Origin of the sequence: Anoxybacillus sp. P3H1B, from assembly GCF_001560855.1 — a bacterium.
Classification (GTDB): domain Bacteria; phylum Bacillota; class Bacilli; order Bacillales; family Anoxybacillaceae; genus Anoxybacteroides; species Anoxybacteroides rupiense.
Map to the genome: position 1 here is coordinate 150,904 of NZ_LPUG01000012.1, position 23,117 is coordinate 174,020.

Consider the following 23,117-nt stretch of genomic DNA (forward strand, 5'->3'; position numbering starts at 1 on the left):
AAATGTCAGTGAATCGAAAGCAGCAAATTATTGAGGCTGCTACGCAATCTTTTTCGCTGTTTGGATATAAGGCGACGACGATGGATCAAGTGGCAAAGATGGCGAATGTCGGAAAGGGAACGATTTATACTTTTTTTAATAGCAAAGAAGACCTGCTCGAAGAAATTATTTCATCCGTTATTATTGAAATTAAAGAAGCAGCTGAGCAGTCGATTGATGAAAATCGTTCCTTTTTTGAAAATGTTCATCGTGCGCTATACCGCATTTTAGAGTTTCGCAAACAGCATCAGCTGACGATTAAGCTTTTGCAGGAAGTACGTGATATCGGCACTCCTACGGTTCAAGAGGTGCTGCATAAACTAGATGAGGCGATTCTTGCCTATATTCGCGATAAAATTGAAGAGGCCATGCAGAAGGGGGAAATTCGTCCATGTGATGCTGAAATCACGGCATTTTTAATGCTGAAAATGTATCTTGCGCTTGTGTTTGAATGGGAAAAAAAGCACGAGCCGCTCTCAAAAGAAAAAATTGCCGAATTATTTGAGCTATATTTTTTCAAAGGATTATCAAAATGATGGTCCTTCTTCTTTTTTGAAAATATGACTGAATGAACAAAATGGTCAGGTGTCTAAAAAGGAGGGAGACAATGAAAGAGTTTTCATTGTTGCTTCAGGAAATTAAGTCGATTGCTACCAATCGAAAAATATTGATTCCGATTATTGCTATACTCTTTATTCCATTAATGTACAGCGGAATGTTTTTATGGGCGTTTTGGGATCCGTATGGGCAGTTAGATAAACTGCCGGTTGCTGTTGTTAATCATGATAAGGGCGCTGTCTTAAATGGAGAAAAGCTGGAGATTGGCAACGAACTTGTGAAAAAGCTCAAAGAAAAAAACACGTTCGCATGGCACTTTGTGTCACAAAAAGAAGCAAATAAAGGGTTAAAGCAGCGCAAGTATTATATGGTTGTCGAGATTCCTGGAAATTTCTCAGAAAACGCCACAACCTTACAAAATGAACATCCGAAGCAAATGGAGATTGTTTATAAGCCGAACGAAGGGATGAACTTTTTATCAGCACAAATCGGAAATAAAGCGGTTGAAGCAATCAAAGAGGAAATCTCCCGCACGGTAACGGCGACTTATGCAGAAGCAATGCTTGAAAATGTACAGAAGATGGCGAAAGGATTACAGGAAGCGAGCGCTGGTGCAAAACAATTAAATAATGGGATGTCAACTGCGGAGGACGGGGCCGTTCAATTGCAGAAGGGCCTTCATTCTGCACAAACAGGAGGCAGCCAGCTTCAGAAAGGGATTGGATCAGCCAAGACTGGGGCAGAAGCCATCAATCAAAACTTAACTTTCTTAGCGGAGAAGTCAGCTGCCTTTGAAAACGGGGTGAAATCGGCCAGTGAAGGTTCCCAGCGTTTAAATGACGGCCTTCAGCAGCTAAATGGCGGATTGGGAAGAATACATGAAGGTCAATCCCAACTGCTTAATGGAGCGAAGCAAACAGAAGGTGGCACAAAGAGTCTTTTGGAAGGAATTCAGCAATCACTGTCAGGGATGGAACAACTACAAGAAGCACTGCCATCGTTGACTAACGGCTCTCTACAGTTAAAGGAGGGAAGCGGAGAGCTTTCTGCATCATTGTCACAATGGCAGCAAGGGGCTGAAAGCACAAAGGACGGAGCGATGCAAGTCAGCAACGGACTGGAGCAAGTGGTAACAGAGTTAGATGGAATGATTGCTCAAGCACCAACTGAGGAGGAAAAAGCAAAATTACAAACGCTAAAAAATCAGCTTCAGCCTTTATGGCAAGGAAGCAAACGAACAACGGAGGGAATCGGCCAGCTCACTGCTAGCGCCACGGCACTAAAAGCTGGAGCCGATCAGCTGGCAGAGGGAGCGCTTCAGCTTTATAGCGGGGAGAATGCCTTCAACCAAGGCTTTAAGCAAGTGATAGACGGTCAACAGAAGCTGGCAGAAGGAGCGAGCGCTCTTGTAGAAGGTCAAGGAAAAGTGATTCAAGGCTTAGCGGTATTAGAAGAAAAAACGGGAGAAGCGAAAGCGGGAACGGCTGATCTCGCCAATGGAAGCCATCAGCTCTCCAATGGTTTACAAGAGCTTGCGGATGGTTCAGGACGCTTAAAGGATGGAGCAAGCCAGTTAGCCAGCGGATCTAGCCAGCTTGCCGGCGGTATGACAGCGTTAGAAAATGGCGCTTCCCAGCTTCTAACAGGAATGAATCGATTAACGGATGGATCGAATCAATTAGTCAATGGTATGGAAAAACTTGATAACGGATCGGGAGAACTTGCGCAAAAGCTTACAGACGGGGCAAAAGAATCCAGAAATGTTAAAGCAAATAATGAAGTTTATCATATGTTTGCGGAACCAGTAAAGCTAAAAACCGAATCCATTCACCATGTGCCGAACTATGGAACAGGAATGGCTCCGTATCTTTTATCGCTTGGATTATATGTAGGAGCGCTTCTTTCGACTATTGTATTTCCGCTACGTTCACCAGCGGGCGTGCCGCGTTCTGGATTAAGCTGGTTCATTAGCAAATTTGGTGTGATGATGCTGATTGGGACAGTGCAAGCATTGCTTGCGGATCTGGTGCTGCTTATCGGATTAGGAGTCCATGTACAAAGCGCCCCGAGATTTATCATTTTTAGTATCATTGTCAGCTTTGCGTTTATGGCATTGATCCAATTTCTTGTCACAACGTTAGAGGACCCGGGCCGATTTATTGGAATTATCATTCTCATTTTGCAATTGTCAGCGAGCGCAGGGACGTTCCCTATTGAATTAGTTCCAAAGGCTCTGCAGCATGTAACGGCTTATTTACCAATGACATACTCCATTCAAGGGTTCCGATCTGTCATTTCCAGCGGAGATTTTTCCTTCATGTGGGAAAACGCGGCTATTCTTGCGATTTATCTAGTATTCGGTGCATTTAGCACAGCCTTATACTTCATATATTGGCATAAACGGAAATTTCATAAGACCGCAAAACAGATGACAGAAGCACCTCAGGCGTAACGGCCGAGGTGCTTTTGTCAAAAAATTTTGAGATTGCTAGTTGAATGTTTTTGGAAAGTTGATTATAATTCAAATATGAAAACGATTTCATTACCGCGAAAGGCGCGGCACTCCAACAAGAAAGGGGGTATGCAGCGATGCCAACGATTGAAGATGTAGCGAAGCTGGCAGGGCTTTCTCGGACAACTGTATCACGAGTGATTAACAATCATCCATATGTGTCAGAAGATAAAAGGAAATTGGTCATCGAAGCGATGGAGCAGCTCGGATATGTTCCGAATTCTTCGGCAAGAAGTTTGAGAAGTCAGAAAACAGATGTGATTGCATTATTTGTTCCAAGAATCATGAATCCGTTTTTTAGCCATTTAGTAGAGTCGATGGAAATTGCTGCTGCTGAGCATGGCTACCAGCTTATTATTTGCCAGACGAGATATTCGGCGGAAAAAGAATTAAATTATATGAATTTATTAAAGATGAAACAAGTAGACGGCGTCATTTTAGCATCTATGCAAAATGATTGGAACGTCATTGAACCGTTTTTAAACTATGGTCCAATCATTCTGTGCAATGAGTTTGACGAACAAGCGAACGTTCCATCCGTGATGCTTGATCAAGTAGAAGGAGGCTACATAGCGACAAAGCATCTGCTTGAACAAGGCCATCGCCGCATTGCGTATTGCCAAGGCGGAGCGCGCAGCAATGTCGCCAGCTATCGGGAAAGAGGATTTCGCAAAGCGCTTGCGGAATATAAAATTGAATTTAATGAACAATACGCATTCCGCAATGTGTTTCACAGCGAGGGCGGCCGGCGCGTGTTTCATGAAATGATGGCGCTCTCTGAACCTCCGACCGCCGTATTCACAGGCAGCGATGAAGTAGCCGCTGGAATTATTTCTGAGGCAAATAAGCATGGCTGCAGCATCCCTGAGCAGCTTGCCGTAGTAGGTTTTGACAATCAAGAAATTACGGAATTAATAGAGCCGACGATTACGACTGTATACCAGCCGGTTGAGCAAATGGCCCAGAAGGCGCTTGAAATAATGGTGGAAAAAATTCATTCCCGCAAATATCGATGTCGTGAAGTATATGAATTTCCGCTTGAATTGATCGTCAGAGAGTCGACGGTATCATCGAATAAACTGGTGACATTATAAGCCTTCAAGGTTTTGAAATCGATTTCTGAAGCTGTTTAGTACGATACGGGGGGACACGTATGAAAAAAACGGTCAAACTATCTTCTGCTTTGTTAGCGCTTACATTCGGGTTAACGGCATGTTCTAGTGGCAACAGCGATCAAGGGGCTGATCAAAAGAAAACAAACAAAGGAGACTCATCAGACAAAAAAGTAACCATTGTGTATGCGCGTGGCCAAGATTCTACGAAAGCGACGGAAAAGGTGATTGAAGCGTTTGAAAAGGCTCATCCCAACATTAAAGTAGAGTTCCGCGAAATGCCCGCTGATACAGGCAAGCAGCACGACTCATATGTAACGATGCTGAATGCTCAATCAGCGGAAATTGATGTGATGGATCTTGATGTGGTTTGGCCTGCTGAGTTTGCTCAGGCGGGCTATACGCTGCCACTTGACCGTTTTATTGATAATGATGGTATCGATCTCAGCAAGTACAATCAAGGGGCGTTAGCGGCCGGTAACTTCAACGGAAAGCAGTGGGCGTTACCGAAATTTATTGATGCTGGAATGCTCTTTTATCGTACCGATCTTGTGCCTCAGGACAAAGTGCCAAAAACATGGGATGAATTATTAGCCATGGCGAAGCAATTAAAAGGAACAGGAGGCACCAAGTTTGGTTATTTAATGCAGGCAAAGCAATATGAAGGATTAGTATGTAACGCAGTCGAGTTTATTGCTTCCTATGGCGGCAAAATCGTGGATGAAAATAATAACGTTGTTATAAACAGCCCAGAAGCGATCAAAGGGTTGAAGAAAATGGTCGAAATTGTAAAATCAGATGCCGTGCCAAGCAATATTACGACATTCACAGAGCCTGAATCGCATACGGCGTTTATTGAAGGACAGTCCCCGTTTATTCGCAACTGGCCTTACCAATATGCACTGGCCAATGACCAAACTCAATCGAAAATCGTCGGCAAGGTTGGCGTAGCACCGCTTCCAGCGGGTGATAAAGGATCTGCCGCTACTTTAGGAGGTTGGATGACAGCCATTAACAAATATTCGAAACATCCGAAAGAGGCTTGGGAATTCGTAAAGTTTATGACGGGACCAGAGGGGCAAAAAATTTCAGCTATTTACGGCGGACTTGCTCCAACGCTTCCAGAGTTGTATAAAGATGCGGATGTGCTCAAAGCGAATCCATTCTTTGGTGAGCAAGGATTCGTTAATGCTCTTAATGCAGCGGTACCGCGCCCTGTTGTGCCAAACTATCCGGAAGTGTCAGAAATCATTCAAATCAATGTATCAAAAGCTCTTGCCGGAGAATTAACGGTTGAGCAAGCAGCTGCAAACATGGAAAAAGAAATTAAGGCAGCCTTAAACAAATAATTGTTGCTCAACGATTTGGTTAGCCTTCAGATCGCTGTTTGTTCAGCGCTGAAGGCTAATTATCCTTTATGGCATAGGAGGAGAACCGCATGAGGAACGGAAAACGCGCAGAACAAATATTAGGATATTCGCTTGTTGCTCCAGCGCTGCTGCTTATTTTAGCGGTGGCCATTTGGCCGGTTATTCAATCATTTTATTACAGCCTGTTTGATTATCGGTTAAATGATCCGACTAAATCTTCCATTCATCTGAATTATAGCCTTGATCTCGAAGGTTATTTACAAAATTATCCGTTTTTAAAAAGCTCTTTAACACAGGAAATGGCACAAGCAAATCCTGACGCGAAGAAAGCGCTGGTAGATGTCGAGGAAAAGCTGAAAAAAATGGATCAGACGATTCGCGCAGATCAGGAAGTAGCCAAACGCTACGATCAAGTGGATGAGGCTTTAAATAATTTCGAGTCACCAAGCGATGAGCTTAAAATGGTGGAGATTGATGAGGAAGCCGCCCGGCAGTTCCAAAATAACGTCCGAGAAGTAATCAAAACACTTTCTCAAATGAAAGAAGAGGGGAAATTAAAACAGGCAGATAAAATTGTCGGACTTGCTCAGGGATTAAAGGGAGTGGTTGTGGAACCGAATTTTATTGGCTGGCAGCATTACAAGGACAGCCTTGGTGATACGCGTACATGGAAAGCATTGTGGAATACCGCTTCTTTTACGATCATTTCTGTAGCGATTGAACTAGTCTTGGGATTAGGAATTGCCCTTTTAATTAACAAAACCTTCTTTGGCCGCGGATTAGTGAGGGCCGCCATTCTTGTTCCGTGGGCAATCCCGACAGCTGTGTCAGCATTAATGTGGAAATTTTTATATGATGGACAGAATGGGATTGTCGCGAAATATTTTGAGGATATTGGAATTGTTCATCGGATGGGGGATTTATTGACAACAGAAGTAGGAGCGATGTTTGCTGTTATTTTTGCTGATGTATGGAAGACAACTCCTTATATGGCCCTACTTTTGCTGGCCGGATTACAGACCATACCAAGCTCCTTATATGAAGCAGCCTCCATTGATGGGGCGACCAAATGGCAGCAGTTCACAAAAATTACGCTGCCGCTATTGAAGTCAAGCATTCTTGTTGCGTTACTATTCCGCACACTGGATGCCTTCCGTGTTTTTGATCTCATTTATGTGCTGACAGGCGGAGGTCCAGCGAATTCGACAGAAACGATTTCCATTTTGGCTTATAAAATGATGTTCTCGCAAACGAACTTTGGAGAAGGCTCTGCATTAGCCGTTATTGTCTTTATATGTGTTGCTCTTATTTCCATGATTTATATTAAACTATTAGGCGCGGACTTGCTCTCGGATGGCGCAAAAAAATAAAGGAGGGGTGAGACGATGTCTAAAAAAGCTGGACCATTATTTTATGTTTGTTTAGCCGTTTTTATCTTTTTTGTGATGTTTCCATTTTTATGGATTTTACTTAGTTCAGTGAAACCGTTGAGCGAGCTGTTTGGCGATCATGCGTTTCAATGGTTTACGAGCCATCCTACCTTTGAATCATACGTTTCTGTGTTTGTCAATTATCCATTTCTGCGATATTTGTGGAACAGCACAGTGGTTGCGACCATTACCACCGTGTATACGGTATTTGTGGCGGCATTTGCTGCCTATGCCATTGCACGTCTTGAATTTAAAGGAAAGGCCGTCATTCTCGGATTGGTCTTGGCCGTGTCAATGTTTCCGCAAATTGCGACGATTTCCCCCATTTACATGTTTGTTAAAAAATTTGGTTTAACGAATAGCTATTTAGGTTTAATTATTCCGTATACTACCTTTGCTTTACCATTGTCTATTTGGCTGCTTGTTACGTTTTTTAGAAAAATCCCATTTGATTTAGAGGAAGCAGCGAAAATGGACGGAGCTACGCCGATGCAAACGTATTTTAAAGTCATTTTGCCGCTGGCAGTACCAGGGGTATTTACAACTTCGATTCTTGTATTTATTGCTGCTTGGAATGAATTTCTATTTGCTTTGACGATCAACACAGCTGAAAAATATAAAACGGTTCCGGTTGGAATTGCGATGTTCCAAGGACAATATACGATTCCATGGGGAGAACTATCAGCTGCAACCGTGATTGTGACGGTTCCGCTCGTGATCATGGTATTATTATTTCAGCGGCGGATTGTCTCTGGATTAACATCTGGATCTGTAAAAGAATAAAAAAAGGATGCTCCTTACTAGCGAGCATCCTTTTTCTATTAATGATGATGGATCACGCCTAAACAGTCGTTGCATTTATTGCCGTAACATTCATGCTGCTCTTCGATTTCTTTTCCGCAATCTGTACATTTTTTAGGCGGAAGGTTTCTGAAAAATTCAGAAATTTTCATTAGCATGGGAATCGCCTCCGTTGATTTGTTATTTATATTGTATTATAACAGTATTCAATAAGTCAATAACTGTTTTAAAACAAAATTCCACAATCGTGAAAAATGTTGGAGAATTATGTATGATATAAAAAAGACTACATATGTAGAGGTGAGTGATGATGAAAGTAACGGTCATTGGATATTGGGGCGGGTTCCCAGCCGCCAATGAAGCAACGTCTGGATATTTATTGGAATATGATGGATTTCGGTTATTAGTGGATTGCGGGAGCGGAGTGCTTTCAAAATTGCAAAATTATGTGTCAGTGGAAAAGCTAGATGCCGTCATCTTGTCGCATTATCACCATGACCATGTGGCCGATATCGGACCGCTCCAATATGCGTGGCTGATTAAGAAAAATCTCGGATTTTCATTGCCAGAACTGCCTATTTACGGTCATCCATTTGACTCGTTGGATTTTGCGCGCCTCGCTCACAAAGAGATCACAAAAGCGGTCGCGTACGATCCAGAGAAACCGTTGGAAATCGGACCGTTTGCGATTCAATTTATGAAAACTGCGCATCCGGTGATTTGCTACGCCATGCGCATCACAGTGGGAGGCTCCACGGTTGTTTATACGGCGGATTCCAGCTACTTACCAGAGTTTGTGCCATTTTCGCAAAATGCCGACCTATTCATTTGTGAAAGCAACTTTTATGCGGGACAAAACGCGGCTCCAGCTGGTCACATGACAAGTGAAGAAGCGGCAGCCATCGCCCGCGATGCGAACGTAGGAACCTTGTTATTAACGCATTTGCCGCATTTCGGAGATCACGCGCAGCTCGTTCAGGAAGCAAAAACGATATTTGCCGGAACAGTAAAGCTTGCAGCGACAGGGCTTGTATGGGAAAGATAAACAAACGCACGAACTTTCTCCCTTTTGATTCCATCATAAAATGAAAAACAAGCAGTAAATAATGACTAGCTTTTGGAATGCGATAGAAGAAAAAAACGCAGGCTTTCTAGGCTGTTGAGATTTCACGACAGCCTAGATTCATATATCTTGTTGATGATCGTATACAATCTAGCGGATCATTTGAACGGTTTTTCAAAACAATTGAATGATAGTGGCTAGCATCTTTGTGAATGCCGCTATTAGAATAACAAGAAAAAACAGATCGATAAAATGGAGGAGTGGGGCTTTTTTCTTGCGCTTCTCTTTTTTATAAAATATAATATATTTAGAATTTTTTTATTATTAAATGAATGATGATTCATTCATTAATTAAGCAGGGGAGAGGGTTTTATGAATTTATCGTGGCGATTGGCAGAGGTGGCCAAGCAGCTGCCACAGAAGAAAGCGTATGTGTTTGAAGGAGAAAGCTGTACATATCAAGAATTGCATGAACGAATCTCGCGGTTTGCGAGCGGACTAGCCAGCATGGGAGTTGGCAAAGGGGATCACATTGCGCTATTGCTTGGAAATTCGCCATACTTCATTATTGGATTATATGGAGCGTTGCGGACGGGAGCGACGGTCATACCGGTCAATCCGATTTATACGCCTGATGAAATTGGTTATATTTTAACCAATGGCGATGTGAAAGCGGTTATAGGCTTAGATTTGCTTGTTCCGCTATTTCAGAAAATGGAATCTCGCTTACCAAACATTGAGCATGTCATCGTATGTGACACACCGCAAGGAAAAGATCAGCCTATTTCATTCACCGGCAAAATGAAATCGTTTACAGACGTCTTAAAGGCTGGTGTGGCTGATTATCAAGGACCGCAGCTTGCTGAGGATGATACAGCGGTTATTTTATATACATCAGGAACGACAGGAAAGCCGAAAGGAGCGATGCTGACACATAAGAATCTGTATAGCAACGCGCAAGATACGGCCAATTATTTAAAAATAAACGAGAGCGATCGCGTGATTGCTACATTGCCGATGTTTCATGTTTTTTGTTTGACCGTTGCGCTCAATGCGCCGTTGATGAATGGCGGAACGGTGCTGATTGTTCCAAAATTCAGCCCTGCGAAAATCTTTCAGCTTGCTAGAGAGGAGAAAGCGACGATCTTTGCTGGGGTGCCAACAATGTACAACTTTTTGTACCAATATGAACACGGAAAAGCGGAGGATTTTCAAACATTGCGGCTTTGCATCTCTGGCGGAGCCTCGATGCCGGTGGCGCTGCTTAAAAATTTTGAACAAAAATTTAAAGTGATTGTATCAGAAGGATATGGATTGTCAGAGGCTTCTCCGGTTACGTGTTTTAATCCGCTTGATCGTCCGCGCAAACCGGGGTCCATTGGCTGCAGCATTTTACATGTGGAAAATAAAGTGGTGAACGAATTTGGCGAGGAAGTGCCAGTCGGAGAAGTCGGCGAATTAATTGTGCGCGGTCCGAACGTGATGAAGGGATATTATAAAATGCCGGAGGAAACGGCTCATGCACTTCGCAACGGCTGGCTTTACACCGGAGATTTGGCGAAAATGGATGAGGAAGGATATTTTTATATCGTTGATCGCAAAAAAGATATGATTATTGTCGGAGGATATAATGTTTATCCTCGCGAGGTAGAGGAGGTGCTGTACAGTCATCCGGACATTGTTGAAGCAGCGGTCATCGGCATTCCTGATCCCGATTTTGGAGAAGCAGTCAAGTGCTTTGTTGTATCTAAGAATGCCGATTTGACAGAGGAACAGCTGATCGAATATTGCCGGGAGCATCTTGCCAAGTATAAGGTGCCAAGCATGGTTGAATTTTTAGACGAAATTCCGAAAAATACAACCGGGAAAATTTTAAGAAGGGCATTGAAGGAGCAATTGACTTCACGCTAAGCGATATTCAAGCCCGTGGGTGATGGATTTAAATAGAAAGAGAAAGCGGTGTAAATGGGCTTGGCTGAAAAAAGTGCCGATCAATCGGTACTTTTTTTATTGAAAAACGCAAATCATTTACGGAAAATAAAGAAAGAAAGGAGGAGGAAGATGGACACAGCACTTACTGCACGAACGTTGTCCTCATTTCGCCAAGGGATGCAAGCGGGGATGAGCATTGCAATCGGGTATATGCCGATTGCTTTAACATTTGGACTATTGGCGAAAACAACAGGATTGACGCTGTGGGAAACGGTGATGATGAGCGTGATCGTCTTTGCCGGGGCGTCGCAGTATATCGCTTTAAACTTGTTGACGCTTGGCACAGGCGGATTTGAAATTGTGTTGACCACCTTTATTTTAAATATTCGTCACTTTTTGATGGCGGCGGCATTGAATGAAAAAGCGGAGCAGGAATCGTTATGGAAAAAGGCGTTATATGCGTTTGGCATTACAGATGAAACCTTTTCCGTAGCGGCGATGAAACCGGGAAAAGTGAATGCCTCCTACATGTTGGGTTTAATTTTTGTATCTTATGGGAGTTGGGTGATAAGCTCAGGTGTTGGCCATGTAGTGGGAGAGAGACTGCCAAAAAGCCTTCAGGAAAGCATGTCTGTTGCTCTATACGCCATGTTTATCGGCTTGCTTGTCCCGACTTTAAAGAAGCAACGAAAAGTGATTTGGCTTGCTTGTTTAGCCGCTGCGTTCCATTCTATTTTGTTGCTGGGGCTTCATATGTCAAAAGGCTGGGCGATTGTCATCTCCACCTTGCTTGCTTCCGTACTCGTTCAATCTTTTGCCAAAGAAAGCGAGGAAAGCGACGATGCGCTATGACATTATTTGGATGATTATTGGAATGGGAATGGTTACGTATATTCCGCGCATGCTTCCGCTTGCTGTTTTTCATCGAGTGAAGCTCCCGCCGTTTTTGCAAGGGGTATTAAAAAACGTGCCATACGCGATATTAGGAGCATTAATTGTACCGGGAATTTTTTTGCTTGACGAGGATCCTTGGTTCGGCGTGCTCGGCTTTGTCAGTGCTGTTGTCGTGGCGTGGTTTGGTGCGAATATCATTATCGTAGTGCTTGCCTCTGTTTTAGTTTTAAGTGTTTATGCTGCCCTATAAAAAAGGAAGAGGGGGTCCCGAAAGTGTTCGTATAGCGTTCGTTTTTGGGCCCCTTTTTTGGATAAAGAGGAGAACTACACGTATTGTGAAAAAGGAGATCGTTGCCCTGATCGAGTACAGCACGTTGGATCGGGAACCAACGAAAGCGTGTGCAAAGGAGATCACCGAATTGAGGACATGATGTATGAGGAGGAGCTGGATGAGTGGATTGGCGCCAAAGGCAAAGACACGAAAACCATCCGCAACAACGGCAGGGGATCCGGGAACGGCTGTCCACGGAAGAAGAGGCGGCGACGTACCGAAAACGGACAATCGAAAAGGACCCGGTGTTTGGGCCAATCAAGTACAACCAGCAATTTCAGCGATTTTGGTTAAGAGGGCTCCCAAAAACCACCTTGGAATGAGGGCCACCATTTGAGAAAGTGGGCGGCCACAACCGATCCAACTAAAGAAAAAACAGGATCAAATTCAGAAATAAGGAGCCATTCCTGCTTCAAAAAAGAAATAAATAATCAAGTAGTAAAAAAGAGGCGGTTCCCAAAGGGGCGTTTTAACGACCTTTTGAGACAGCCTCTATTTGATTTTGTCCATAATGGTCTCGTAAACTTCTTCGTATTTAAATCCTTTTTTGCCCATTCCAAATTGCTCAATGACACGGTTGTTTTCATCGAGCAGGTATGTGCGAGTTGTATGAATGAGCATGCCGTTGCCGGGGTCGCGATATTGGAAATCAAAGGCGTCGGCTACTTTTTTTGTATCGCGTTCACTTCCGCGAAGCAAAATCCATCCTTTGTCATTTGGCGAAATGTGAAAAGTTTTAGCGTATGCTTGAAGCTTTGCCGCTGTATCGCGCTTCGGATCAATGGTGATGGTAATAAACTCGATTTTATTTGGAAATACACGCTGTTGCTCTAATTTTTGCCGCAGCTTCGTCATTTCGAATGTCGTATTTGGACAAATGTCTGGACAATTTGTATAAATAAATTCGAGCAGCCGCATTTTTGGTGTCATTTTATTGAATGAATATTCTTCCCCCCATGCCGTTTCCATGGTTATGTTGTTTGGCAGCTTCATTTGCCATTGACGGTATATGGAAACATAAAAAATCCCGATGCCAATGCATACAGCAAGCAAGATGCCGAACATCCAATATATTTTTTTCAACAGCTTCACCCTCCCTTATTTTCCATGATACATGAAAAAGTAAGGAAAAACGAATAATGATTTTGAACTTTATCTGACGTTCTAATTCATCCAAAAGAGACTACACTAATGATAAGGAATGTTGTCCATTCGAAGGGGGAATTTGATGAAAAAAATGATCTATTGGTCGGTGTTGATTTATGTGTTGTACTGTGCAGGTATCGCGCTGTATTTATTTTGGTTTTCTGATGCGTCCATTCCGACTGAATGGCGGGGAACGAGTGCAGATCCATCCAGCTTTTTAACATCAGGAGAGCAGCATTTGAGCGAGCGGTATTCCGATTTGAAAAATTTTTTATATTTTGCCTCTATTCCTTATGATTGGTTTGTTTACTTATTGATTTTACTGCTGGGAATCTCCAACATGCTGCAGAAATGGGCGCAGCGTGCCACAAAAGCATTTTGGATGCAAACCGCGCTTTATGTATTTTGGTTGTCGCTGATCATCACAGCTGCCGCCTTGCCATTGGAGTTGGCAAGCTATCATTTTTCTCGAGCCTATGGAATCAGTACGCAATCCATGTCTAGCTGGCTTCGAGATGAAGTCACTGATTTTTTGATCAGTACGCTGCTTCTGTTTTTCGTCATCACGGTTTTGTATGGGTTGATTCGTCGCTTTGAAAAAAGATGGTGGTTTTTTGCTTGGTTGATATCGATTCCATTGACCATCTTTTTGATGTTTATTCAACCTGTTGTCATTGATCCATTATACAATAAGTTTTATCCACTAAAGAATCACGCGCTTGAGGCGGAAATTTTATCATTGGCACAACAAGCGCATATTCCAGCTGACCATGTATTTGAAGTCAATATGTCTGAAAAAACCAATGCACTGAATGCATATGTGACAGGCATCGGTTCCCATGCGCGCATTGTGTTGTGGGATACAACGGTTGAACGGTTAAAACAGGAAGAAGTACTGTTTATTATGGCCCATGAAATGGGGCACTACGTAATGAAGCATATATACTGGGGCATAGCAGGGTCCATTGTGCTGGCTTTTTTTGGACTATGGATGGTCAGCCGCTTGATGAGCTGGGCTCTTGCTAAATGGAGAAAGCATTTGCGTATAAAAGCGGTGGGAGAATTAGCTTCCTTGCCGCTGCTTTTGCTCATCATGTCGCTGCTCCAGTTTTCTGTTACGCCTTTGACTAATATGGTGTCAAGATATGAAGAGCATGCGGCTGATAAATATGCGGTTGAATTAACAGAAGATGCAGATGCCGGGATTTCCACATTTCAAAAACTGGCCAAAGCTGGACTTAGCGAGGTGTACCCACCATATCTAGTGAAAATTTTTCGCTATACACATCCGACTATTTTTGAAAGGATTGTGTTTTTAGAACAGCAAAAATCAGAGAATGGGCATAAATGAAAGTTCTATTTATGGATAAAGCTTGGTCCTTCCATGAAATTTGTGTTCTTTTAAACATCACCCACTGATTTCTTTGCTGAGTCTTGAATTTTTCGGTGATATTATCTGCAGGCAGAAAGTGAAACACTTTCTGCTTATTTTTTTAAAAAATTTCAAAAAAATAGTTTTCTTTTCGGATGTTCTGTTATATAATAACAACAGAAAAAATATTATTTGTATTATAACAAAAGGAAGGTGGGGGATATGGAGACGAAAATATCGCGACTTCATGCAAATGGACGCATAAAAAAGAGGTAGAAACCATTTTGACAGATGAGCCTTCCAAATGTACGGAGAAATAAGAGGGCGATTTTGGTTGGAAAAGAAGGAAATTGTTTGAGCAAAGAAAGAAAAAGCATCAAGAAATGGATGATGGAAAGATTGTTAAACTCCCCAGAAGAAACTGTTCATATCGGCAACCGTGAGACCCATTTCTAAAGATCTGCTAGACTAGCATATTGAAATTGCGGAGCCGGCGGATCGCCAAATGATGATTGACGCGCTCTATTCCGGGGCTAAGGGGGTTATGGTTGATTTGGAAGATGTTTATTCTCCGACATAAGAAAACGGACAGCAAAGACACCAACCCACTTACGAGACACCACCGTATGATCACTTATGAATCTCCAGAAGGAAAACTCTATTTACGAGGGAAGAGACGGCTGTGCTGAAGGGTTCGTCCGCACGGCTGGTATTCTGAAGAAAAGCATCTCACACTTGATGGAAATTTACTTTCTATAAAAAAGTTAGTTCAACTTTAACAAAAATGGCTTAGTTCATATTTTTATTCGCTGAAAATAGAAGGCCATTTTGAGGATCTTACTGAAAAAAAGAGGGGGAAGGGAAAATGACACGTGATGAAAAAGTGAGACAATTGCAAGAAAGCTGGAACACGGAGGAACGATGGAAAGGGATTGAGCGCCCTTATTCTGCAGAAGATGTGATCAAGTTGCGCGGTTCGATCGATATCGAATATACGCTTGCTCGCCGTGGAGCAGAAAAGCTTTGGAATTTGCTTCATACAGAGGATTATGTGCATGCGCTTGGGGCATTGACTGGCAATCAAGCTGTTCAACAAGTAAAAGCGGGATTAAAGGCGATTTATTTAAGCGGCTGGCAGGTAGCGGCTGATGCCAACTTAGCTGGACAAATGTATCCGGACCAAAGCTTATATCCTGCCAACAGCGTGCCACATGTCGTGAAACGGATCAATCAAGCGTTACAGCGGGCGGATCAAATTCAACATCTAGAAGGAAGCGGTGATATCGATTATTTTGTTCCGATTGTAGCAGATGCGGAAGCGGGCTTTGGCGGGCAGCTGAATGTATTTGAATTGATGAAAGCGATGATTGAATCAGGAGCAGCAGCGGTACATTTTGAGGACCAGCTTTCTTCTGAGAAAAAATGCGGTCATTTAGGCGGAAAAGTATTATTGCCTACGCAAACAGCGGTACGCAATTTAATTGCAGCGCGTTTGGCGGCAGATGTTATGGGAGTTCCAACGGTGCTAATCGCTCGCACGGATGCAAATGCCGCTGATTTAATTACAAGTGATATTGATCCGCGCGATCAAGAATTTATTACAGGAGAACGCACACCGGAAGGGTTTTACCGCACAAAAGCAGGATTGGATCAAGCGATTGCTCGCGGCCTAGCATATGCACCATATGCCGATTTAATTTGGTGCGAAACAAGTGAACCGAATTTGGAAGAAGCACGCCGTTTTGCTGAAGCTATTCATGAGAAGTTTCCTGGAAAGCTGCTTGCGTATAACTGCTCTCCATCCTTTAATTGGAAAAAGAAATTGGATGCTGAAACAATTGAGAACTTCCAAGTGAAGCTTGGAAAAATGGGTTACAAGTTTCAATTCGTTACATTGGCAGGATTCCACTCCCTCAACTACAGCATGTTTGAATTGGCACGCGGATACAAAGAGCGCGGTATGGCGGCGTATTCCGAATTACAGCAGGCAGAATTTGCAGCTGAAAAATACGGTTATACAGCAACTAGACACCAGCGTGAAGTTGGAACAGGATATTTTGATGAAGTATCCCAAGTCATTTCCGGGGGACAATCGTCAACGGTGGCACTTAAGGGATCGACAGAAGAAGAACAATTCACAACAGCTTAATCATAGAAATGTAAGGAAATACGGGGGATTATATAGAGAAAATAATAGAGAGAAAAGCTCGCGTCTATGCGAGCCTTCAAGTTGTAGACAAAGTCATCATTGACTTTGTCTACAACCATTTTAATATCCTTTATTGATGGCATGGTTTCACATCGGACTCGTTTGAAAGCGCTTGGCAGATAAGGAACACAGCTGAGTGAAGACGTGAATGGAACCAAAACGTTCATGAGTGGATGTACGAGGCCTGTGACGCAGGATGAAAGCATTTGTCAGCAGTCAAAAGGTTCGCAGTCGATGCGAACCTTTTGCATGTTTAGCGAAAAATGAAACATGATAACATCAGGAGGTGTTGACAAATGCAGAATAGCCGAAAGGAATTGCCGCTTGATTCCGTGCTCAATCCCGAAGTAAGAATAAGCACCGATTTTCATTTTTATCAAGCGTTTTTCGATGAGGTTGGATATGCAGACAGCTCAAATGCAGAACATAAAGCGATCAAACAGGCAAACGAGTATTTGGCAGAGGAAGAGAGGTACCCCGTTTTTTATTATTCATGAGCGATTTTTTAATCGCTCTTTATTTTTTGAAAATATAGAAAAATATAGATGTAAATGGTATGATGAAGATGTACAAGTCATTTTAATCGATGTGAGAGGTGAACGATTTCAATGAAAGTAAACGAATTTATTGTATTAAATGACTTCATTGTGAGCCGCTACACAATGGTCATTTTGCCTCATCATTTTCATGACCATCATTACACAAAAGTCATTGAAGAAGACGGAGAATACATCGTCAAGATGAAGCCGATTGAGATTATTTCCCGCAGCTGCTATTACTACGGCTCAAGCTTAAAAGGTAGAAAGGAAGGAACAAAAGAAATTATAGGCATTACCCACAAGCCTCCCATTGCGATTGAACCACTGAACGAAATTTATGTGTTTCCTACAACATCTCCAAATGATATACGATGCGTATGGATTTCGCATATGCACGTGCTCGAATACGAACCCTCTCGCGGCGACACAACAACCGTATATTTTAAAAACGATAAAAGTGTTTGCCTTGATATTTCCTACTATTCGTTTGTCAATCAACTTTATCGCACAGCCCAGCTGCGCACGAAGCTATCTGAAAGAATGGAAGCGCGTGAACGAAAAATGCAGTATTTGTTTAGAATGGATCAAACAAAAGACTGGTTGTCATGAATTATTAACCTCGAAAAATTCCCGGTTTCCATTACGTGAAGGGCAAAATTCCAACGATCAGGATGAATGGCAGTGGGCATAGGTGAAATGGATTGTATTCCCTGAACTATTGTACTACTATAGAAACAAAGGTTCTTTGCCAATAACTGGGGGAGCAGAGAGAATCTAGACGAAAACCAAGCGCTTCAGTCTTTGCGTAATACCGTATCAAAATTTTCGATTGGTTGAATATGTATCATCACGCAGCGGGAAGTTACGATGAGGGAGACGAAAAAGGCTTCGTCGTGAGACTCAAGAAACACTCACTTCTAGAAGTGATGATTCGTTTAGAAGTTGTTAAAATTCTCTCTATTTATATTCCCCGCGTAACCGTGTAAAATAAGATTGTTAGCAACAATGTAAATGGGGAGTATTCATGGACATCGAAGCATTAAAGCACTGGTTTACATTAAAGCATGTATTAGAATTACTGGAACATTACCGCTCGTTTGGGATGCTGCCCGGGGTTATCGTTACGCTGTTAGAGTCGTTTTTTCCGATTCTTCCGATGTTTGTATTTGTGATGGCGAACGCGGCTGCTTTTGGGCTTTGGCAAGGAATTATGATTTCGTGGATTGGCGCTTGCCTCGGATCCATTTGTGTTTTTTTACTTGCTCGAAAAATAGGCCAGAAACGGTTTTTTCATTTTTTGAGCCGTCATCAAAAGGTGAAAAAACTGGTGGATTGGGTGGAACGCCATGGATTTGGCCCATTGTTTTTACTGTTTTGTTTTCCGTTTACACCATCGGCGATTATCAATGTCGTGGCTGGACTAGCCCGCGTTAGCCGCCAGCAGTTTATTTTAGCCGTACTTCTCGGCAAAATGGTGATGATTTTTATGATTAGCTTTATTGGCTATGATTTGGCGGCTTTGGCCAAACAGCCGCTTCGCACGGTAGCGGTCATTATCGCGATTTTCCTTTTATGGTATGCAGGGAAGAAAGTAGAAGCAAGGTTTTCATTGACGGAAAAAACAGATAAAAAAGACTCTTAAGCTGGGTGGGCAGTGTGATGAGCAAACAGCCAATTTATCGGAGAAGATCGGTTATATGGACAGTTAGTCTGACACTGGTTTTTTTGGCGCGGTTTTTATTATTTACTAACTATGTAGTTGAAGGAGAATCGATGATGCCCACGCTGCAGGACGGCAATTTCTTAATCGTGAAGAAATTTGGCAGCATCCAGCGTTTTGATATTATCGTGTTCCATGCCAATACGCAAAAGGATTATGTCAAGCGTGTTATCGGTCTTCCTGGCGATCGCATCATGTATAAAAATGATGTGTTATACATTAATGGGAAGCCGATAGAAGAACCGTATTTGCAGCGATATAAACGTAAATTGGTTAATGGAAAACTCACCGGGGATTTTACGCTTCAAGAAGTGACCGGGAGAAAGACGGTTCCCTCTGGCTATGTGTTTGTCTTAGGTGATAATCGTTTAGTTAGCTGGGACAGCCGCCATTTTGGCTATGTGAAAATGAACCGAATTGTTGGAAAAGTTAATGCGCGCTGCTGGCCTTTTCGTGAGATTAGCATTCAGTTTTAAAGGTATTCATCGAAACAAGCGTTCAATGAATACCTTTTTTACTTTGACAGATGACGATTTCCCACGATCTCCCTCTTTTAAACAAACGAACATATGTGCTAAAATAAGAAGGGGAATGGAAAATAAAGGTGGTGATAGCATGTCGCTTCGCTTTATGATTGGAAGATCAGGGACCGGCAAAACGATAGCATGTTTAAACGAAATTCGTGAGAAGCTGAAGGAGCAGCCGATGGGCTCTCCCATCATTTATCTTGTGCCAGAGCAAATGACGTTTCAATCAGAATATGCGTTGATTCGCACACCGGGACTGGACGGGATGATTCGCGCACAGGTGCTAAGCTTTACGCGATTGGCCTTTCGCGTGCTGCAAGAAACTGGGGGAATGAGCCGCTATTATTTAAATCAAACGGGAGTGCGCATGCTGCTAAGGAAAATTATTGATAAGCATAAGGATGAGCTGATTTTATTTGCCCGCGCGGCTGATAAGCATGGCTTTATTGAGCAGCTAGAAGAAATGCTTATTGAGTGCAAGCGTTATTGTATTACACCGGAGCAACTGCTGGAAACAGAAACGCAGCTGCGCCAAAATGCCACCTCGGCTGAAAAAGTATTAGCGGATAAGCTAAAGGATTTACAGCTTATCTATCGCCAATTCGAACGAGATTTAATGAATCGGTATGTGGATTCGGAAGATTACTTGCGCTTTTTGGCTGAAAAAATTCCGCATTCCCGCTACATACAAGACGCGGAAATTTACGTGGACGGATTTCACCATTTTACACCGCAAGAATATATGGTGCTTGAGCAATTGTTATGTTTCGCTAAGCGCGTGACGGTCGCTTTAACGGTGGATGAGCCTTATAATGAACAGCTGCCGAATGAGCTACACTTGTTTCGAATGACAGGTAAAACATACTATGAGCTGCGGAATATAGCCCTTTTAAACAACGTTCTCATTGAACCGGTCAAGTTTTGTCAAGAGAATGTAAGGCATCAGTCGTTATCGCTTCGCCATTTAGAAGCGCATTATGATACGCGCCCTTCTTTGCCCTTTGCTGGGGAGGCCGGTGAAATTCAATTATACCAAGCATCACATCGCCGGGCAGAGATTGAAGGAATTGCTAGAGAAATTATTCGGCTTGTGCGCGAGGAAGGGTATCGATATCGCGATGTGGCTCTATTGGTACGAAATTCTGATGACTATCGCAATCTATTTCAAACTGTTTTTGTTGATTATGAGATTCCTTACTTTATTGATGAAAAGGAGCCGATGGGAAATCATCCATTTATCGAACTGATTCGTGCAAGCTTGGATGTGATTCAGACAAACTGGCGGTATGAAGCCGTGTTTCGGGCGGTAAAGACCGATTTCTTTTTTCCGCTGGAGAGCCATGTGCAAACGATGCGAGAAGCAATGGATCAGCTGGAAAATTATGTGCTTGAACACGGAATTTATGGAGCGAAATGGAGGCAGAACTGGGTGTACCGGCGCTATCAGGGACTTGAGGAGATCGCGGCGCCGCAAACAGACGAAGAAAGAAACTACGAGGAAAAGCTAAATGTGTGGAGAGAAATGGTCGCCTCCCCGCTCCTGACGCTGCAAAAACGATTACAAAAAGCGAAAAATGGGCGGGATATGTGCGAAGCCCTTTATTTATATTTTGAACAATTGCAGATTCCTAAAAAGCTGGAGAAGCTGCGTGATGAAGCTGAGGCAAAAGGGCAGCTGCTGGAAGCCCGGCACCATGAGCAAGCGTGGGGGGCAGTCATGGAACTGCTTGACCAGTATGTAGAAATATTAGGGGAAGAGCCGATGCCCCTTCAGTCATTTGCCGCTTTGATGGAAACAGGGCTTGAGAGCCTGGAATTTTCACTTGTACCGCCAGCGATCGACCAAGTATTGATTGCTCACTTTGACCGTTCGCGTCTAACCGATATCAAGTGTATATTTATCATTGGTGCGAATGATGGGGTGATTCCTTCACGAAAAAGCGCGGATGGGGTATTATCTGAGCAAGACCGCGAGCTGCTGCATCATTTTTCGGTACATGTCGCTCCGACAAGCCGGCAACAGCTGCTAGATGAGCCGTTTGCGATCTATATGGCGTTGGCTAGCCCAAAGGAACGGCTTTATATTACGTATCCGCTTGCCGATGAAGAAGGAAGAACGTTGCTGCCATCTGTGCTGATTAAAAGAATAAAAGAAATATTTCCTGATGTGCAAGAAAAGAGGTGGGGCGGCGAACCTTTTACATTGCCGCTTTCGGAACAGCTCTCACTCATTACCAATTATTCAGCAACGCTTGGAGCTCTTGCTGTTCAGCTTCATGCATGGAAACGGCAATATCCGATCGAGCCCATTTGGTGGGATGTATATAATCTTTATACAGGTCATAACGACTGGAATGAACGGGCTAACAGAGTCATTCAAGCACTGTTCTATGAAAACAAAACGAAAAAATTAAAGAGAGAGATTAGCAGAAAACTATACGGACGGACATTAAGAGCAAGCGTTTCGCGAGTGGAGCAATTCAACCGCTGTCCATTTGCTCATTTTGCCTCATACGGGCTGCGCTTAAAAGAACGCAATGTTTTCCGGCTCAAAGCCCCAGACATTGGTCAATTATTTCATCATGCTTTAAAAATGATGACAGAGCGCATTCGCGCAGAGCATCTAGATTGGGCACAGCTTTCTAAAGAGCAATGTGAACAATTATCCTATGAGGCGGTCGAACAAATCGCTCCGTATATCCAGCAAGAAATTTTACTTAGTTCGCATCGTTACCATTATGTGAAGCGGAAATTGCATCACATTATGTCAAGGACGGCAAGCGTGTTGAATGAACAAGCAAAAATGAGCGGATTTGCCCCGCTGGAGGTGGAGCTGCAATTTGGCGACAAAGGGCCCTTGCCTCCGTTGACTTTTCCGTTGGCCGACGGAACGGTCCTTGAGCTTGTCGGGCGAATTGACCGCATTGACCAAGCCAAAAGCTCAAAAGGCATTTTATTGCGCATTATTGATTATAAGTCAAGCAATCAAAAACTAGATTTTACAGAAGTTTATTACGGGCTTGCCCTGCAAATGCTTGCCTATTTGGATATTGTGATTGAATTTGCAGAGTATTTGGTCGGATCGAAGGCTTTGCCGGCAGGTGTGCTATATTTTCATATCCATAACCCGATTATCAAAAGCAAAAATGTGCTTCTAAAAGAGGACGAAGCAGAACAAAAAATTTTTGAAAGCTTTAAAATGAACGGTTGGTTGCTTGATGACCACGAAACGATCAAATTAATGGACCAAACGCTTGATGCAGGAAAAGGTTCAGCCGTTGTTCCAGTAAAAATCAATAAAGATGGCTCTATTTCCAAAAACTCCTCTGTGATTTCAGAGACTGATTTTGCTTTGTTGCGTCAGCATGTGCGCACCATTTTTCAAGAGGCTGGATTGCAAATCATCGATGGAGTGGTCGATATTGCTCCGTATAAACGAAAAAACGAGACAGCTTGCCAATATTGCGAATTTCGGACGTTCTGCCAGTTTGACGAATCGATTGAGCAAGATCGCTACCGGATCTTAAAGAATAAGAAAATGGAACAAATGAAGGAAGAATAG

20 protein-coding genes are annotated in these 23,117 nt (G+C 43.0%); 18 read left to right on the forward strand and 2 right to left on the reverse strand.

The genetic code is table 11. The features are described 5' to 3' along the window. Positions 1 to 2: 2 nt before the first annotated feature. The 6 genes from AT864_RS08090 to AT864_RS08115 all read left to right on the forward strand — a co-directional run bounded on the left by AT864_RS08090 (position 3) and on the right by AT864_RS08115 (position 7,804). A complete protein-coding gene (locus AT864_RS08090) occupies positions 3 to 575 on the forward strand; it encodes a TetR/AcrR family transcriptional regulator (RefSeq protein ID WP_044745648.1) in 573 nt (190 codons plus the stop codon). A gap of 71 nt (positions 576 to 646) precedes the next feature. After that, positions 647 to 3,049: a YhgE/Pip domain-containing protein gene (locus AT864_RS08095; RefSeq protein ID WP_066148108.1), complete on the forward strand. Its 2,403-nt coding sequence runs from the start codon at positions 647 to 649 to the stop codon at positions 3,047 to 3,049. A gap of 137 nt (positions 3,050 to 3,186) precedes the next feature. Beyond that, the gene (locus AT864_RS08100) at positions 3,187 to 4,203 is read left to right on the forward strand and encodes a LacI family DNA-binding transcriptional regulator (RefSeq protein ID WP_066148110.1); all 1,017 of its coding nucleotides are present in this window, start codon (positions 3,187 to 3,189) and stop codon (positions 4,201 to 4,203) included. Between the two features lie 59 nt (positions 4,204 to 4,262). Then, entirely contained in the window at positions 4,263 to 5,570 is a 1,308-nt protein-coding gene (locus AT864_RS08105; RefSeq protein ID WP_066148111.1) for an ABC transporter substrate-binding protein, read from the forward strand. 89 nt (positions 5,571 to 5,659) lie between these two features. Continuing rightward, positions 5,660 to 6,961, forward strand: a complete 1,302-nt coding sequence (locus AT864_RS08110; RefSeq protein WP_066148115.1) for an ABC transporter permease subunit — start codon at positions 5,660 to 5,662, stop codon at positions 6,959 to 6,961. 15 nt (positions 6,962 to 6,976) lie between these two features. Next, positions 6,977 to 7,804, forward strand: a complete 828-nt coding sequence (locus AT864_RS08115; protein WP_066148117.1) for a carbohydrate ABC transporter permease — start codon at positions 6,977 to 6,979, stop codon at positions 7,802 to 7,804. Positions 7,805 to 7,842: 38 nt separating this feature from the next. Here the strand turns inward: AT864_RS08115 and yhfH are convergent, their stop codons facing one another. After that, positions 7,843 to 7,980, reverse strand: coding sequence for a protein YhfH (yhfH, locus tag AT864_RS17530; protein WP_080860509.1), 138 nt, complete (start codon positions 7,978 to 7,980; stop codon positions 7,843 to 7,845). A 152-nt stretch (positions 7,981 to 8,132) separates the two neighbouring features. Here yhfH and AT864_RS08120 point away from each other — a divergent pair, with 152 nt between their 5' ends. The 5 genes from AT864_RS08120 to AT864_RS08140 all read left to right on the forward strand — a co-directional run bounded on the left by AT864_RS08120 (position 8,133) and on the right by AT864_RS08140 (position 12,365). Then, the gene (locus AT864_RS08120) at positions 8,133 to 8,867 is read left to right on the forward strand and encodes an MBL fold metallo-hydrolase (protein ID WP_066148120.1); all 735 of its coding nucleotides are present in this window, start codon (positions 8,133 to 8,135) and stop codon (positions 8,865 to 8,867) included. Positions 8,868 to 9,257: 390 nt separating this feature from the next. Next, on the forward strand, positions 9,258 to 10,796 hold the full coding sequence (locus AT864_RS08125) for a fatty acid--CoA ligase family protein (RefSeq protein WP_066148122.1): 1,539 nt from the start codon (positions 9,258 to 9,260) through the stop codon (positions 10,794 to 10,796). 150 nt (positions 10,797 to 10,946) lie between these two features. Next, a complete protein-coding gene (locus tag AT864_RS08130) occupies positions 10,947 to 11,669 on the forward strand; it encodes an AzlC family ABC transporter permease (protein WP_066148126.1) in 723 nt (240 codons plus the stop codon). Further along, a complete protein-coding gene (locus AT864_RS08135) occupies positions 11,659 to 11,961 on the forward strand; it encodes an AzlD domain-containing protein (protein ID WP_066148129.1) in 303 nt (100 codons plus the stop codon). The genes AT864_RS08130 and AT864_RS08135 overlap by 11 nt, the downstream gene beginning before the upstream one ends. A 203-nt stretch (positions 11,962 to 12,164) precedes the next feature. After that, the gene (locus AT864_RS08140; RefSeq protein ID WP_369815506.1) at positions 12,165 to 12,365 is read left to right on the forward strand and encodes a transposase; all 201 of its coding nucleotides are present in this window, start codon (positions 12,165 to 12,167) and stop codon (positions 12,363 to 12,365) included. A 169-nt stretch (positions 12,366 to 12,534) separates the two neighbouring features. Here the strand turns inward: AT864_RS08140 and AT864_RS08145 are convergent, their stop codons facing one another. Continuing rightward, on the reverse strand, positions 12,535 to 13,125 hold the full coding sequence (locus AT864_RS08145; protein ID WP_066148135.1) for an SCO family protein: 591 nt from the start codon (positions 13,123 to 13,125) through the stop codon (positions 12,535 to 12,537). Between the two features lie 145 nt (positions 13,126 to 13,270). Here AT864_RS08145 and AT864_RS08150 point away from each other — a divergent pair, with 145 nt between their 5' ends. From AT864_RS08150 to addB, 7 genes are all read left to right on the forward strand, one after another. Beyond that, positions 13,271 to 14,539 (forward strand): M48 family metallopeptidase, encoded by a 1,269-nt coding sequence (locus tag AT864_RS08150; protein ID WP_066148136.1) that lies wholly within the window; start codon positions 13,271 to 13,273, stop codon positions 14,537 to 14,539. A gap of 886 nt (positions 14,540 to 15,425) precedes the next feature. Then, a complete protein-coding gene (gene aceA / locus AT864_RS08155; protein ID WP_066148140.1) occupies positions 15,426 to 16,709 on the forward strand; it encodes an isocitrate lyase in 1,284 nt (427 codons plus the stop codon). 356 nt (positions 16,710 to 17,065) lie between these two features. Continuing rightward, complete coding sequence (locus AT864_RS08160) at positions 17,066 to 17,266, forward strand: hypothetical protein (RefSeq protein ID WP_066148143.1); 201 nt, start codon at positions 17,066 to 17,068, stop codon at positions 17,264 to 17,266. A 111-nt stretch (positions 17,267 to 17,377) separates the two neighbouring features. Continuing rightward, positions 17,378 to 17,917: a competence protein ComK gene (locus tag AT864_RS08165; RefSeq protein ID WP_044745662.1), complete on the forward strand. Its 540-nt coding sequence runs from the start codon at positions 17,378 to 17,380 to the stop codon at positions 17,915 to 17,917. Positions 17,918 to 18,332: 415 nt separating this feature from the next. Further along, the gene (locus tag AT864_RS08170; RefSeq protein WP_044745663.1) at positions 18,333 to 18,950 is read left to right on the forward strand and encodes a TVP38/TMEM64 family protein; all 618 of its coding nucleotides are present in this window, start codon (positions 18,333 to 18,335) and stop codon (positions 18,948 to 18,950) included. A 17-nt stretch (positions 18,951 to 18,967) separates the two neighbouring features. Continuing rightward, positions 18,968 to 19,504, forward strand: a complete 537-nt coding sequence (gene lepB, locus AT864_RS08175; protein WP_066148146.1) for a signal peptidase I — start codon at positions 18,968 to 18,970, stop codon at positions 19,502 to 19,504. A gap of 139 nt (positions 19,505 to 19,643) precedes the next feature. Next, positions 19,644 to 23,117 (forward strand): helicase-exonuclease AddAB subunit AddB, encoded by a 3,474-nt coding sequence (addB, locus tag AT864_RS08180; RefSeq protein WP_066148149.1) that lies wholly within the window; start codon positions 19,644 to 19,646, stop codon positions 23,115 to 23,117.

Coding starts and splice junctions, on each gene's coding strand:
- AT864_RS08090 (WP_044745648.1), top strand. CDS start 3: ATGTCAGTGAATCGAAAGCAGCAAATTATTGAGGCTGCTACGCAATCT.
- AT864_RS08150 (WP_066148136.1), top strand. CDS start 13,271: ATGAAAAAAATGATCTATTGGTCGGTGTTGATTTATGTGTTGTACTGT.
- AT864_RS08125 (WP_066148122.1), top strand. CDS start 9,258: ATGAATTTATCGTGGCGATTGGCAGAGGTGGCCAAGCAGCTGCCACAG.
- AT864_RS08095 (WP_066148108.1), top strand. CDS start 647: ATGAAAGAGTTTTCATTGTTGCTTCAGGAAATTAAGTCGATTGCTACC.
- AT864_RS08170 (WP_044745663.1), top strand. CDS start 18,333: ATGGACATCGAAGCATTAAAGCACTGGTTTACATTAAAGCATGTATTA.
- AT864_RS08110 (WP_066148115.1), top strand. CDS start 5,660: ATGAGGAACGGAAAACGCGCAGAACAAATATTAGGATATTCGCTTGTT.
- yhfH (WP_080860509.1), bottom strand. CDS start 7,980: ATGCTAATGAAAATTTCTGAATTTTTCAGAAACCTTCCGCCTAAAAAA.
- aceA (WP_066148140.1), top strand. CDS start 15,426: ATGACACGTGATGAAAAAGTGAGACAATTGCAAGAAAGCTGGAACACG.
- AT864_RS08100 (WP_066148110.1), top strand. CDS start 3,187: ATGCCAACGATTGAAGATGTAGCGAAGCTGGCAGGGCTTTCTCGGACA.
- AT864_RS08165 (WP_044745662.1), top strand. CDS start 17,378: ATGAAAGTAAACGAATTTATTGTATTAAATGACTTCATTGTGAGCCGC.
- lepB (WP_066148146.1), top strand. CDS start 18,968: ATGAGCAAACAGCCAATTTATCGGAGAAGATCGGTTATATGGACAGTT.
- AT864_RS08120 (WP_066148120.1), top strand. CDS start 8,133: ATGAAAGTAACGGTCATTGGATATTGGGGCGGGTTCCCAGCCGCCAAT.
- AT864_RS08160 (WP_066148143.1), top strand. CDS start 17,066: ATGCAGAATAGCCGAAAGGAATTGCCGCTTGATTCCGTGCTCAATCCC.
- AT864_RS08105 (WP_066148111.1), top strand. CDS start 4,263: ATGAAAAAAACGGTCAAACTATCTTCTGCTTTGTTAGCGCTTACATTC.
- AT864_RS08130 (WP_066148126.1), top strand. CDS start 10,947: ATGGACACAGCACTTACTGCACGAACGTTGTCCTCATTTCGCCAAGGG.
- AT864_RS08135 (WP_066148129.1), top strand. CDS start 11,659: ATGCGCTATGACATTATTTGGATGATTATTGGAATGGGAATGGTTACG.
- AT864_RS08115 (WP_066148117.1), top strand. CDS start 6,977: ATGTCTAAAAAAGCTGGACCATTATTTTATGTTTGTTTAGCCGTTTTT.
- addB (WP_066148149.1), top strand. CDS start 19,644: ATGTCGCTTCGCTTTATGATTGGAAGATCAGGGACCGGCAAAACGATA.